The following is a 13,636-nucleotide window of genomic DNA, read 5'->3' on the forward strand; positions in this document are numbered from 1 at the left end:
CGTATCACTTCTGGACAACCCATACTATGAACAACAAGATAAATACAAATTTTTGTAAAAAATTTGGGTTGACCATCGTTGACCACATCAGTCAACCAGGAGTACAATGGAATTGACTCAAGTGGTCAATGGTTTACCAAAGGAGGACACATCAATGATCTCAAAATTTCTCAATCTCGATTCAGATAAACAAAATAGAATAATAAATGCAGCAATCCAAGAATTTGCCCAGAAGGGTTATAGCAATGCTTCGACCAATGAAATTGTTAAGGAGGCAGGTATTTCAAAAGGGTTGCTCTTTCACTATTTTCAAAATAAAAAGCAGCTATTCTTATTTTTATTCGATTATTGCGTGGAGCTGATTACCGTTGATTTTTATAAAAATATTGACTTAGGAGAGACGGACTTTTTCCAAAGAATCAGGCAATCCGTGTTAATCAAAATGGAGTTATTAGCTCAATACCCTGACATCTTTAAGTTTGTTGAAAAAGCTTATATGGATGATGCCGCTGATATTCATGCAGAGATGCAAAAGAAAATCAAAGAGCTAAATAAAATTAATATTGGAAAAATTTATGAAGGAATTGATATTTCCAAGTTTAGAGAAGACATCGATATTCAAAAAATTCTCAAGATCATCACCTGGACATTTGAAAAGATGAGTGAGGAAGAGCTTTATAAAACGAAATTGATTCCCGGATACGAAATGGATTATCAAAAGATTCAGAAGGAAGCAGAAGAGTATTTCGAGATACTCATTACATGTTTTTATAAATAGGGGGTTGTAATGATGAATGTGATTGAAATTAATGGTCTTACAAAGATGTATGGAAAATCACGGGGCATCACCGATATTAGCTTTCATGTAGAGGAGGGCGAAATCTTCGGCTTCATTGGGCCGAATGGGGCAGGAAAATCAACTACCATCCGGACATTGCTGTCGCTGATTTATCCAACCAGCGGCAGTGCAACCATTTTCGGAAAGGATTGCATTAAGTTTGCCCCGGAAATAAAACGGGAAATTGGCTACCTCCCATCAGAGGTTTTTTACTATGACAATATGAAGGTAAAAGACCTATTAAACTATTCTGCTAGTTTTTATAAAAAGGATTGCAGTAAGAGAATCAAAGAATTGGCCGAGATTATGAACCTGGATTTGAATAAAAAAATCGATGACCTATCTTTAGGAAACAAAAAGAAGGTAGGGATTGTCCAGGGGCTTTTGCATGAGCCGAAGTTGATCATTTTAGATGAACCGACGAGCGGCTTGGACCCTCTCATGCAGCAAAAATTCTTTGAATTACTGGAGGAAGAAAACAAAAAGGGTGCGACGATTCTATTTTCCTCGCATATCCTCAGTGAGGTTCAACGACTCTGTAATCGAGTGGCCATTATTAAAGAGGGCAAAATTGTAACCGTCGAAAAGATTAGTACCTTAAAGGAAAATACCTATAAGAAGTTCAAGGTAGAAACAAAAACCCCTCAAAGTCCTGATTATTTTAATATTAGCGGTGTCAGTAATTTAGCCGTGAAGAATCAGGTGACGAGCTTTATTTTTAAAGGCAATATCAATACCATTATGAAAAAAATAGCAGATATTGAGATTGTGAATCTATGGATTGAGGAGCCGGACCTCGAGGAGATCTTTATGCATTACTATGAGGAGGAGGAGTAAGGCGATGAATATCTTTTTCCATGAGTTAAAGGCATACCGGAAGTCTACGCTGATTTGGACGGTCTCGCTCATCCTGGTCACTTTGTTGTTCATGTCCATGTTTCCTGCTTTTGCCCGTGATGCGGAGGAATTCAAGAAGCTTTTGGAGGGCTATCCAGAAGGCGTTCGGAAGGCAATTGGGCTCAATCTAGATAATTTGTTTTCGATTCTCGGATTCTATTGCTATGCGTTATCGTTTATCACCCTTTGCGGTGCAATTCAGGCTATGAATCTTGGAACGTCCATTGTCAGCAAGGAGGTCCGTGAGAAGACGGCAGATTTTTTGTTAACGAAGCCCGTGACCCGGACAACGATTCTCACTTCTAAGCTACTGGCGGCATTTGTTTCACTCGTAATCACAAATGTGTTTTATTTAGCAGCGGCAAGTGTTATCGCCTCACAAGTTAAAACAGAGGATTTCAGCTTCAAACTGTTGATACTTCTTTCGCTCACTGTCTTTTTTATTCAACTAATCTTTCTAGCGCTGGGAATCATTATTTCAGTTGTGGTACCTAAAATTAAATCGGTGTTGACCGTATCGCTAAGCACGGTGTTTGCCTTTTATTTTTTAGGGATGATTAGTGCAAGTTCCGGTGTGAAAGGGAAACGATTTTTATCTCCCTTTAAATATTTTGATACGGCTTATATTTTGAAACACTCTGCTTATGAAGCGCCATTTATCATAGCAGGATTGGCCATTGTTTTAGTCGCCATCGGTGCAAGCTATTTAGTTTATACCAAAAAGGACATCCATGCTGTGTAAAGGGTAAATGGAGGGGTAACTCATGAATATTTTTATAAAAGAATTAAAGTCTCATCGAAAGTCACTCATCTTTTGGTGCATTGGTGTATTTCTCATGGTTGCGTCCGGTATGAATAAATATTCTAGTTTGTATTCATCAGGGCAATCGATGAATGAGTTGATGGCCGATATGCCTAAGTCCCTTCAGGCGATTATGGGGGTCGGTAGCTTTGATTTATCCAAGGCTAGTGGTTATTATGGCATGCTGTTTATGTATTTGGTCTTGATGGCAACCATTCATGCTGCAATGCTGGGCGCTACTATTATTGCAAAAGAGGAACGGGATAAAACGACTGAGTTTTTATTCGTTAAACCCGTATCAAGGGAAAAGATCATCACGGCTAAGCTGCTGGCAGCAATAACGAATATCGTTATTTTTAACCTTGTTACGTTTGCTTCATCGGTGATCATCGTTGGGAAAGTCAGCGACGGCGAAAAGGTAAACGGGGAGATTGCTGTAACAATGCTGGGAATGTTTTTATTACAACTTCTGTTTATGGTGGTTGGCAGTGCCATCTCTGCCGTTAAAAAGCAGCCGAAAACAGCGGCCTCCTTAGCAACAGCCATTCTTTTGCTTACGTTTGTTCTATCAATGGTCATTGATTTGAATGAGAATCTGGACCTTCTTAAATATTTGACCCCTTTTAAATATTTTGAAGCAAAGCATATGATGGTTGGTGATGGGCTGGAGATTGTATCTATTTTCCTATCGCTCTTCCTCATTATGGCCCTTACGTATGGGACGTATCTTTTTTATAAAAAGAAAGATTTAAATGGGTAATGCCGCCCCTTCCTTTTATTAATTTATTAATAGTGTTAATATAAGAAAATGAATTGGTAAAAGGAGGATAACTTGATGACACAGAATGATAATCAAACATTACCGCCAAAGACTTGTTCCGTTGACCGCTTAGTGACAATGGAGGAAGATGTGAAAAAGGTTATAGCTGGTGAAAAGACAGCGACACGCCGAAATGGAAGATACGCGGATCCAGGTGAAATTATGACCCTTGAAGGCCACAAATTTGTAGTTGATAAGGTGTACTCACAGAGCTTAGGCGAATTAACAGACGATGATGCTCGCCGCGAGGGCTTCAACAATGTAGAAGAATACAAACAAAGCATCCTAAGCATTCACCCAGGAATGCCATGGCTGCCACAAATGCGCGTCTGGGTTCACGAATTCAGCCCAGTTCAAGATTAATATGACTAAACGAGAGACTGATGTATCAGTCTCTTTTTTTTACTTTGATTAAAGAACTTTTTAGATATTTATTCTCCTGTTGATTGGAGCGGAAGGCGAAGATCCTCGAAAATGCTGCGCATTTCCTTCGTGCGGTGTTGATTCGATGAAGATGATTCAATGTCCTGTGGGAGTATGGTTCAGGGGAGACCCCGCAGGTGCGTTTCTCCGAGGAGGCTCGCCGAAACACCCACGGACCGCTCGCGCCTGGAGCGCAAATTAACAAGCCATTTAATAAAGCAAAACAAATATTTCTAGAGTCTAAATATTTGTTAATTAGTGAAGAACAAAATTATAATAGCTTTATTAAAGTTGGCTGACATGTTGGGGTGGATTCATGAAGTTTCTGTCAAAATACGTAAAGAAATACTGGAAGACCTTTTGCTTAGCGGTTTTATTTCTCACCTTTGAGGCGATCAGCGACCTGATGCAGCCGACGATTATGGCAAAAATTATTGATGAAGGGGTAGCGAATCGCGACCTTCACTATGTGTTAAAAATGGGCGGATTGATGCTGCTGATCACGGCACTGGGTGCAGTCAGTGCATCATCAAGAAGTGTACTAGCGAGCACCGTTTCGCAAAGCTTTGGAACGGAACTGCGCTCCGACCTGTTTAAGAAAATTCAAACCCTTGCGTTTAGAAATCTCGATAAGTTTGACCGCGCGTCCTTAATTACCCGTCTAACAAACGATGTGACGCAAGTGCAGGTATTTGTGAATGGTTTAATGCGAATATTTGTTAAAGCCCCGCTCTTGGCGATTGGCGGCTTGATTATGGCAACGAGGCTGAACCTGCATTTATCAGTGGTACTAGCAGTAGTTGTCCCGATTGTGGCACTGTTAATTATTCTGAACTTGCGATTGGGATTCCCGCTTTTTTCAAAGGTTCAACAAGCCTTGGATAAGGTGAATTCGGTTATGAGGGAGTACTTATCCGGTGTGCGCGTGGTAAAGGCGTTTAACCGTTTTGATGTGGAAATTGGCAAATTTGCTAAGGCGAATGACCATTTTAAAGACCAATCCATCGCCGCAAGCCGTCTCATGGCGACCTTTAGCCCGGCTATTATGCTGACTGTCAATTTGGGGATTGTGGTTGTCCTTTGGATTGGTGGATTAGGTGTTGATTCCGGTTCGATACAAGTAGGCCATATCATTGCATTCACGAACTATATGACTCAAATCTTATTTTCTTTGATGATGATTTCGATGGTTTTCAATATGTTTGTCCGGGCAAAAGCATCCGCAGGGAGAATTGATGAAGTCTTTTTACTAGACGAATCCTTTATATGGGATCAGGAAGCGAGTCAACGGACAATAGAAAAAGGAAGAATCGACTTTGAAGATGTGACTTTTACCTACGAAGGGACTACGGGTGAGCCGATTCTAAAAGGAATTAACTTAACGATTCTCCCTGGTGAGACGGTTGGTATCATAGGTTCAACCGGTTCAGGGAAAAGTACCTTGGTCAACCTGATTCCCCGCTTTTACGATGTGACTAGCGGGACCATTAAAGTTGATGGGCTAGATATAAAGCGAGTGAGTCCTAAAGCATTAAGAGAAAAAATTGCGATAGTGCCTCAGAAAAATATCTTGTTTTCCGGCAGTGTCGCTGACAACCTCCGTTGGGGTAAAGAGGATGCTACCGAAGAAGAGATGGAAACCGCAGCAACAATGGCAGGAGCACATGACTTTATTGCGGCTTCTCCTGAAGGCTATCAAACACGAATTGGGCAGGGCGGGGTTAATTTTTCCGGCGGTCAGAAACAGCGAATTTCAATCGCCAGAGCTTTAATTAAGCAGCCTGAGATCTTAATTCTGGATGATAGTACAAGTGCAGTGGATGTGGCAACGGAGGCAAAAATTAAAGCCGCCTTGAAAAAATATGCCCAAGGGCTGACATGCTTGCTCATTGCTCAGCGAATTACTTCCATTATGGATGCAGACAAGATTGTTGTTCTCGATCATGGTGAGCTTGTTGGTGTCGGGACGCATCAGGAACTAATCGAAACGTGCAGCGTGTATCAAGAAATCTACCAGTCACAAATCGGCAAGGAGGGGTTGTAGGATGTCACAAGGAAATATACCAGCTAGAAACACCGCCCCTACCCCGCCGCCGATTAGACCAGCTGGTGTAGGCGGAGGCCACCACCGAGGGGGCCCTGTGGTAAAGCCGAAGAATTTCAAAGCGACCTTGAAGCGTCTTTGGCAGTACTTTGGAAATGAACGGAAAATGCTTGCCCTAATCTTTGTTTTTATCTTAATGGATTCGGTTTTAATGCTCCTTGCCCCCTATCTGATTGGGAAAGCAGTGGATGCGATGACCATAAAGGCAGGAGGAGTCGATTTTAGCCTGCTTGAAGTACTGATTATCGTGCTTACGTGTGCGTATGTCGGCGATGCCATCCTCACCTTTTCTCAAGGATGGCTGATGGCTGGGGTGGCTCAACGAGTAGTGAAACGATTGCGGGCCGCGCTGTTTCAAAAACTGCAAAAGCTGCCTGTCTCCTTCTTTGATTCAAGGACGCACGGCGAACTCATGAGCAGACTTTCCAATGATGTTGATAATGTGAGTAATACCATTTCCCAGTCAACAACCCAGCTCATGTCGGGTCTAATGGTCATTATTGGCTCGTTGATTATGATGTTAATTTTGAGTCCGTTGTTAACAGTAGCGAGTTTGCTAACGGTACCACTTGTGTTCTTGCTTACAAGAACCATTGCCAAAAGAACCAGTGTGTTATTTAAAAACCAACAAATCCAGTTGGGGAAGTTAAATGGTCATATCGAAGAGACGATTTCCGGTATTGAAGTCGTCAAAGCTTTTAATCATGAGGAAAAGGTGATTGAGGAGTTCGATGACGTCAATGAAAAGCTCCGTGCGGTGGGTTTTTTAAAAGCTCAGATTTGGTCAGGCTTCCTTATGCCTATTATGAACGTCATCAACAACCTGGGGTTTGCCATTGTTGCCGTAATAGGCGGTATCCTCGCAGTAAAAAGTTTGATTACAATTGGAGCAATTGCTAGCTTCATCACCTATTCAAGGCAATTCGTTCGACCGCTTAATGATTTGGCCAACATTTTTAATGTTTTACAATCCGGTGTGGCTGGGGCTGAGCGAGTCTTTGAAGTAATGGATGAGCAGGAGGAGACTGAAGACCTTCCGATGGCAGTTCCACTGGAACATCCTAAGGGACATGTGGTGTTTGAAAATGTCAGCTTTGGGTATCGGCCGGATGTTCTTATTTTAAAAAATGTCAGCTTTGAAGCCCAAATTGGCAGCAGCACGGCCTTGGTGGGACCAACGGGTGCAGGTAAAACAACCATTGTGAATCTGCTTACCCGGTTCTATGATGTAACGAGCGGGAGAATTCTCCTTGATGGCCGGGATATTCGTGAATACACAAGAGACAGCTTAAGGAAATGCTTTGGATTTGTGTTGCAGGATACGTATTTGTTTTCTGGAACGATTAAAGAAAATATTAAATATGGGAAACCGGATGCAACGGATGAAGAAGTGGAGCAGGCAGCCAAAATGGCGAATGCAGATGCTTTCATCAAGCGCCTTCCAAATCAGTATGAAACGGTACTGTCAGAAAATGGCGGGAATTTGAGTCAAGGGCAGCGGCAATTATTAGCGATTGCCAGAGTCATCTTAGCCAAGCCGTCCTTGCTTATTTTAGATGAGGCGACAAGCAGTATCGATACGAGAACAGAGCTTCATATTCAAGCGGCCATGTTATCCTTAATGGAGAATCGGACCAGCTTTATCATTGCCCACCGCTTGAATACGATTCGTGACGCCGATACCATCATGGTGATTGACCATGGTGAAATAATTGAAAAAGGCAGTCATGATGAGCTCTTACAGGCACAAGGCAGATACCATCAAATGTTTGATAATCAATTTAAAAATATTGAGGGTGCTTTGGACTAAAATAAAGGCCTCCGCGGGTTTTGCCCAGCGGAGGCCTTTATTTTATGGTTTCCAAACGCCATTTGACATAAAGTAATACCATTTTCCTGCGATTGAATTCCAGTTGGTCGCCATGGTGCCATCTGTTTTAAGATAATACCACTGATTTCCAAGGGCAAGCCATCCGGTTTTCATAGCTCCGCTACCTTCGAAGTAGTACCAGTAATTTTTATTGAAGAGCCACCCGGTTTTCATGGCACCAGTTGTACCAAGGAAGTACCATTTGTTGGCTGTGAAGAGCCACCCGGTTTTCATGGCTCCACTTGATTCTAAATAATACCACACGTTGTCCTCTGTTACCCAACCTGTTTTCATAACACCATCTGCGTCAAAGTCATACCATCGGCCGTTAATGAAAACCCAACCTGTTTTCATGGCACCAGTTGAATCAAAGTAATACCAGTGATTCTTGTCTGATAGCCATCCAATCTGTTTAATTCCTTCAGTTGTATAGTAATACCAAATATGATCGTTTTGGTACCAACCTGATGGGCGCTTGGTGGTAACAGTAATTTTAATGGGGGTCGTGCTTAGGTTCTCATAGGCATCCATGGCATACACTTCGTACAGGTGAGTTGAATTTGGAGCTATGTCGTTTAGTTTAACAGACACTTTTTCCTCAGGTTCCCAAAAGGGCGAATAAATCGTCTGAATCACTTGATCCGCTTCTTTTATAACATAGCGGTCCACAACAGTATTATCCTCCGCTTGATTCCATGTAAGAGTACAACTTGTCGAGCCTAAGTCTGATACAGTTAACCCTGAATTTCCTGTAAAGCTTGGGTTGGTGGTATCTTTAGGTGCTTCTCGATACGGGATAGGGATTGAAACGGTCCGAATCCATGTACCATTACTAAATTCACGAGCTTTCAGTTCCACGTGGTCATCAAATACATTGACTATGTATCCTTGAGAATGGTTAGATACGGAGCCGCCCTCATACCAGGTGTAATCCACCGAACTGGTATTAACCATCGTAAAGCCATCTTGATAAATACTTTTTGGATGATTTAATAGAAAATGAGAATGACCAGAAAATAGAATGGCTTGTGGATATTTTTTTAAGATAGCTAACAATCTTTCTCTATCAAATCCTGCTCCCCAATTAATACTGCCATACACGGTATTGGTAATGGGCTGGTGTAAAAAAACAAAAATTGGCTTGTTGCTAGACGAATTAATTGCCAGTGTTTGTTCTAACCACTCGTACTGTTGATCTGAAATATAGGCCCAATCCCTAGCTTGCGGATATGGACTATAGGCGAGCAACGATCTAGGAGAAAGTTCCCCAGCTAAGGAGATGAAATGATAGCCTTTAATCCACTTATCATAATATATATTAGGCAGGGACTCATTCGTATAATTGATGAATCTGGCTTGCAGCATTTCGTCCGTTACTGGAGAGTTTTTATCTAGATCAGTTTCGAAATATTCATGATTCCCCATGGAGAGCAGCTGCTCAGCAGTTGGATTTTTATAGGTTTGAAGGATTTTGTTAAAGAGTTGATAGTCAGGATCTCGTCCACTGTTCGTCATGTCTCCCACAATAGCGATGGCATCATAATCAGGAACAATGCCCATCAGGTCAGTTAATGCCTGCTTAAAACGGTTGTTTGGGTTATTGAAAACAATATGTACATCACTCATAACGGCCATTTGAAGGTTGGGTGTCTCATTAGCTTTTACAGAAATTCCAGGTAGCCATAGAGAGATTAGAATTGTAGTCAAAAGTGCACTTAATAGATGTATGGATCTTCTTTTCATAAATCAACCTCATTTCTTCTATTCAAAACTATTGTATATTACTAGTACTCACTTTAATAGATAAAAATGACTAGGTAGTATGAAAGAACAGTGAGAAAAGGGGTGAAATTTGACGAAATTTTTTCCAATTAATAAATATTTTGTCGCTTAGATACCAAATTATGATAATGTAGTTAGGTGAATTTTATTGAAAAAAGGTGGAACAGCAGTGAAAAAGTGGAAGATTATTTTAAGTATCTTCGTTTTAGTTTTAGCAGCGGGCGGTGGTACCCTTTATTATTTTTTAAATGTAAAAGAATATAAAACAGCTGATAGGAAGGTAGAAAAGATCGTTAAAAGTGATTATGACATCCAATTACCTGATGAAAATAGCACGGGAGATTCGACTCCGGTTGAATCAAAGGCGATTAAGGCGAATCAAAGCTCCAGCCAAACCGTTGAAACAACAATTTCAGGAAATTCAGCAACAGCAGTTAGTGGGAACCATACAAGTGCCGCGGCTACACGTGAAAAGCAGGTAGCATCTACTGTTGTGAAACCAAAGAAACTGACATCTGCTGAAATTATTGGTAAGTATCAACCTGTTTTTCAAAATCTAGAAAGCCAAGCTAATGGAAAACTAAGTAGCCTTCTATCTTATGCAATTAGTGAATATCAAACTAAGAAGTCTAACGGTGAAGAAGTTTCTTACTTCTATTTCTACTCAAAGTATACGAGTGCTGCAAAGAGTCTAGAAGCTAGTACAGATTCTACATTTTACTATGTTTATAATGCACTTGTGAAAGAATTGAGAAGTTCAGGGTATAGTGCAAATGCGGCAGAGCCAATTAAAAACCATTATTTAAACGTGAAAAAACAAAGAAGAAACTCGATTATGAGTCAAGCAATGTCACATGGTAAGTAATTTTTTTAAAATAGGAAAATAAGTCTAAATTAATTGTAATAGTTGGTATTTTTATGTAAAATAATAGTATTATTTCTTTAGTATGCTAGCAAGCTAGTAAGCTAGTGGATTTTAAAAATACATAAATTGTAGGAGGATTACAGTGAAGAAAGTTTTAGCCATTACAAGTCTTCTTTTCTTGTTTTTGGTAGCAGTACTTCCGCAAAATGCAGTACAAGCTGCATCTACGTATAGTGCAACTGTTACTATTAGTGGGAAAGATTACAAGATTAACAGTGTTGATAACGCTATTGTTGTTAATATTGATGACCTTGAAAAACAGTATAATTTAAAAGAAACAGACAAGGTCGAAAAGATCACGATTGAAACACCAAATGGTGCGAAAACACTTACAGGAATGGGTGCTGGAGCATTACTTCTTCCAGATACAGCTATTCCGGTTGTCGGTAATAAAGTTGAATTAGTTGTAGCAGAGCTTTTAGGTGAATTAGATTCACAGCAAGATGGTGTTGCTCTTAGCACGGTTCGTGAATTCTTGTACCCAGTAAACAACAAAGTTATGGGTCAAGCTGAAGTTGACTTTGGTACTAAAAAGGAAAATTTAACTTTAGTTCTTAGTGCAACAAATTTATTAAATGTTTCTAAAGGTACTCCTGTTAATGTTGATAGCTTCTCATTAACTGCTAACGGGAAAGTATTAAATGCAACAAAAACTGGCAAGAACAAATTTAATATCAATTTAGCTGGTTTTGGGATTGAGGATTTACTTGAATCAATCAAATTAACTTCTAATACAGCAACAACAGTATCTATTTTCTCAAGAGATTCTGCCTTCTATTCTGATGTAACAGATGTTAAGTTCGCTAATCATGTAGCAACATTAGATCGTGCGAAAGTAACAAATTGGGCTGCAAATCTTGGAATTACAGTACCAAATGAAGCTGTTCTTCCAGTATTTATGGTAAACACAGTTCTTACTGGTTCTGGTATTACAACATTAAATGGTGTTGTTGCAGACGATAACGGCAACCAATCTCCGTTCTCAGTGACTATTTCTCAAACTGGTTGGGTACAAATTGATGGTGCATGGTATTACATTCTTAAAACTGGTGAAAAAGCAGTTGGCTGGAATAATATTGGCGGTACTTGGTACTTTTTCAATACAAAAACTGGTGCAATGCAAACTGGCTGGGTATCAGATGGCGGTAAGTGGTATTTCCTTAGCGAATCAGGTGCAATGCAAACTGGCTGGGTAAAAGTCGATGGCAAGTGGTACTTCCTTAACAAGTCAGGTGCAATGCAAACTGGCTGGATAAAAGATGGAGGTCAGTCGTATTTCCTTAACAAGTCAGGTGAAATGGTAACGGGTCTACTAAAAGAAGGTAAGTCGAATTATATTCTTAGAACTAGCGGAGCATGGTTAACTGGCAACGCATGGGTGAAAGACGGAAATGATTGGTACTACCTAACGAATAACTCAGCTACACTAGGTTGGATTAAATCCGGCAAGAATTGGTACTATCTAAATCCAACTACTGGTAAGATGGTAACTGGCTGGACAAGTGTTAATGGTGTTTGGTACTTTATGTCTCAAAACGGCGCAATGGTAACTGGCTGGGCAAAAGTTGGTGGCGAGTGGTATTACCTAAAAGCAAGTGGCGCAATGGCTACTGGCTGGGTGAAAGTGTCTAACAAGTGGTACTACCTATACAGCAATGGTAAAATGGCTCACGATACAGTAATCGACGGTTATAAGTTAGATTCTAACGGAGCTTGGATTAAATAATTTACTAGAGTAAGAGAGAGTGCATTCGCATTCTCTCTTTTTTTGTAGGAAATTGTTCTCCCTTAGGTATTTTATCGTGACAAGTGTAAAGACAGTTGATAAAATACAGGTGATTACTATAATTACATTTTATACCTAAACAAATAGGTTTTAGGGAATAATGTAAGTGCAGGTAACCTAATAGGGGGAACAAGATGAAAATACAAAAAGAAATTTCAGAGAGAAAGTTACTTGGCATTGCCGGGCTGGGCTGGATGTTTGATGCCATGGATGTGGGGATGCTTTCCTTTATTATTGCTGCTCTAAAAGTGGAATGGGACCTCACTCCAGAACAGATGGGCTGGATCGGCAGTATCAATTCAATCGGGATGGCTGTCGGTGCACTCATATTTGGTCTAATGGCGGATCGGATCGGCCGAAAAAATGTTTTTATTATTACCTTATTGTTATTTTCAGTAGGCAGTGGGGCTTCCGCGCTTGCCTCCACGTTAGCCGTCTTTTTAGTGTTTCGTTTCTTAATTGGTGCAGGTTTAGGTGGAGAGCTTCCAGTTGCCTCTACACTCGTATCTGAAAGTGTATCAGCAGATAAGCGTGGAAGAATCGTTGTGCTGTTAGAGAGCTTTTGGGCAGGTGGCTGGTTAATTTCTGCCATTATTTCGTATTTTGTCATTCCCAAGTATGGCTGGCAAGTCGCTCTATTAATTAGTGCCCTTCCTGCAATCTATGCGCTTTATTTACGAATCGGTCTCCCCGACTCTCCTCGTTTTGAAGCAGTGAAGAGTAAGGAGAAGCCATCTGTATGGCAAGGCCTGGCAAAGCTTTGGTCGAAAGAACATATCCGCCAAACGACGATGCTTTGGATTGTTTGGTTCTGTGTCGTCTTCTCATATTACGGAATGTTCTTATGGCTTCCAAGTGTAATGGTGATGAAAGGATTCAGCTTAATTAAAAGCTTTGAATATGTTCTGATTATGACGCTAGCTCAGTTACCAGGTTATTTTACAGCGGCATGGTTTATTGAAAAGTTCGGCCGGAAGTTTGTGTTAGTGGTTTATTTACTAGGTACGGCTGTGAGTGCCTACTTCTTTGGTACAGCTGAGTCAACGGCTCTCTTAATGACTTCAGGTATTCTCTTATCTTTCTTTAACCTCGGAGCATGGGGAGGCCTATATGCGTACTCTCCAGAACAATATCCTACCATCATTCGCGGTACGGGAACTGGTATGGCAGCATCATTTGGGCGAATTGGCGGTGTGCTAGGGCCCTTATTAGTAGGTAACCTTGTTGCACAAAAGGTAGCTATTTCATCCATATTTACAATCTTTTGTATCTCTATTCTTATTGGTGCATTAGCTGTTTTCGTTTTGGGAAAGGAAACCAAAAGAAAAGAATTAGTATAATAATAAACGGAAAGAGATTCCCTTATAGGAATCTCTTTTTTACATTAGC

General features: G+C 40.6%; 11 protein-coding genes. 10 read left to right on the top strand and 1 reads right to left on the bottom strand.

Features of this window, described 5'->3' with window-relative positions; genetic code table 11:
* Nucleotides 1–154: 154 nt before the first annotated feature.
* From QE429_RS01670 to QE429_RS01700, 7 genes are all read left to right on the top strand, one after another.
* Nucleotides 155–778, top strand: coding sequence for a TetR/AcrR family transcriptional regulator (locus QE429_RS01670; RefSeq protein WP_307283246.1), 624 nt, complete (start codon nucleotides 155–157; stop codon nucleotides 776–778).
* 12 nt (nucleotides 779–790) lie between these two features.
* Nucleotides 791–1,675 carry an ABC transporter ATP-binding protein gene (locus tag QE429_RS01675; protein ID WP_307290707.1) on the top strand — a complete coding sequence of 295 codons (885 nt, stop codon included), beginning with the start codon at nucleotides 791–793 and terminating at the stop codon, nucleotides 1,673–1,675.
* Between the two features lie 4 nt (nucleotides 1,676–1,679).
* Nucleotides 1,680–2,477 carry an ABC transporter permease subunit gene (locus QE429_RS01680; protein ID WP_307283249.1) on the top strand — a complete coding sequence of 266 codons (798 nt, stop codon included), beginning with the start codon at nucleotides 1,680–1,682 and terminating at the stop codon, nucleotides 2,475–2,477.
* 22 nt (nucleotides 2,478–2,499) lie between these two features.
* A complete protein-coding gene (locus QE429_RS01685) occupies nucleotides 2,500–3,297 on the top strand; it encodes an ABC transporter permease subunit (RefSeq protein ID WP_307283250.1) in 798 nt (265 codons plus the stop codon).
* A 75-nt stretch (nucleotides 3,298–3,372) separates the two neighbouring features.
* Complete coding sequence (locus QE429_RS01690) at nucleotides 3,373–3,720, top strand: ASCH domain-containing protein (RefSeq protein ID WP_307283253.1); 348 nt, start codon at nucleotides 3,373–3,375, stop codon at nucleotides 3,718–3,720.
* A 376-nt stretch (nucleotides 3,721–4,096) separates the two neighbouring features.
* Nucleotides 4,097–5,824, top strand: a complete 1,728-nt coding sequence (locus tag QE429_RS01695) for an ABC transporter ATP-binding protein (protein ID WP_307283256.1) — start codon at nucleotides 4,097–4,099, stop codon at nucleotides 5,822–5,824.
* A gap of 1 nt (nucleotide 5,825) precedes the next feature.
* Complete coding sequence (locus QE429_RS01700) at nucleotides 5,826–7,694, top strand: ABC transporter ATP-binding protein (protein ID WP_307283258.1); 1,869 nt, start codon at nucleotides 5,826–5,828, stop codon at nucleotides 7,692–7,694.
* A 42-nt stretch (nucleotides 7,695–7,736) separates the two neighbouring features.
* On the opposite strand, the gene QE429_RS01705 is transcribed toward QE429_RS01700, so the two are convergent.
* Entirely contained in the window at nucleotides 7,737–9,497 is a 1,761-nt protein-coding gene (locus QE429_RS01705; protein WP_307283261.1) for a metallophosphoesterase, read from the bottom strand.
* A 208-nt stretch (nucleotides 9,498–9,705) separates the two neighbouring features.
* On the opposite strand from QE429_RS01705, the gene QE429_RS01710 reads away from it, so the two are divergent.
* The 3 genes from QE429_RS01710 to QE429_RS01720 all read left to right on the top strand — a co-directional run bounded on the left by QE429_RS01710 (nucleotide 9,706) and on the right by QE429_RS01720 (nucleotide 13,587).
* On the top strand, nucleotides 9,706–10,401 hold the full coding sequence (locus tag QE429_RS01710) for a hypothetical protein (RefSeq protein ID WP_307283263.1): 696 nt from the start codon (nucleotides 9,706–9,708) through the stop codon (nucleotides 10,399–10,401).
* Between the two features lie 142 nt (nucleotides 10,402–10,543).
* On the top strand, nucleotides 10,544–12,187 hold the full coding sequence (locus QE429_RS01715; RefSeq protein ID WP_307283267.1) for a hypothetical protein: 1,644 nt from the start codon (nucleotides 10,544–10,546) through the stop codon (nucleotides 12,185–12,187).
* A gap of 194 nt (nucleotides 12,188–12,381) precedes the next feature.
* Nucleotides 12,382–13,587: an MFS transporter gene (locus QE429_RS01720; RefSeq protein WP_307283269.1), complete on the top strand. Its 1,206-nt coding sequence runs from the start codon at nucleotides 12,382–12,384 to the stop codon at nucleotides 13,585–13,587.
* Nucleotides 13,588–13,636 lie beyond the last annotated feature (49 nt).

Source organism: Bacillus sp. SORGH_AS_0510, assembly GCF_030818775.1.
Classification (GTDB): Bacteria; Bacillota; Bacilli; order Bacillales; family Cytobacillaceae; genus Neobacillus.

Coding starts and splice junctions, on each gene's coding strand:
- QE429_RS01670 (WP_307283246.1), top strand. CDS start 155: ATGATCTCAAAATTTCTCAATCTCGATTCAGATAAACAAAATAGAATA.
- QE429_RS01675 (WP_307290707.1), top strand. CDS start 791: ATGAATGTGATTGAAATTAATGGTCTTACAAAGATGTATGGAAAATCA.
- QE429_RS01680 (WP_307283249.1), top strand. CDS start 1,680: ATGAATATCTTTTTCCATGAGTTAAAGGCATACCGGAAGTCTACGCTG.
- QE429_RS01685 (WP_307283250.1), top strand. CDS start 2,500: ATGAATATTTTTATAAAAGAATTAAAGTCTCATCGAAAGTCACTCATC.
- QE429_RS01690 (WP_307283253.1), top strand. CDS start 3,373: ATGACACAGAATGATAATCAAACATTACCGCCAAAGACTTGTTCCGTT.
- QE429_RS01695 (WP_307283256.1), top strand. CDS start 4,097: ATGAAGTTTCTGTCAAAATACGTAAAGAAATACTGGAAGACCTTTTGC.
- QE429_RS01700 (WP_307283258.1), top strand. CDS start 5,826: ATGTCACAAGGAAATATACCAGCTAGAAACACCGCCCCTACCCCGCCG.
- QE429_RS01705 (WP_307283261.1), bottom strand. CDS start 9,497: ATGAAAAGAAGATCCATACATCTATTAAGTGCACTTTTGACTACAATT.
- QE429_RS01720 (WP_307283269.1), top strand. CDS start 12,382: ATGAAAATACAAAAAGAAATTTCAGAGAGAAAGTTACTTGGCATTGCC.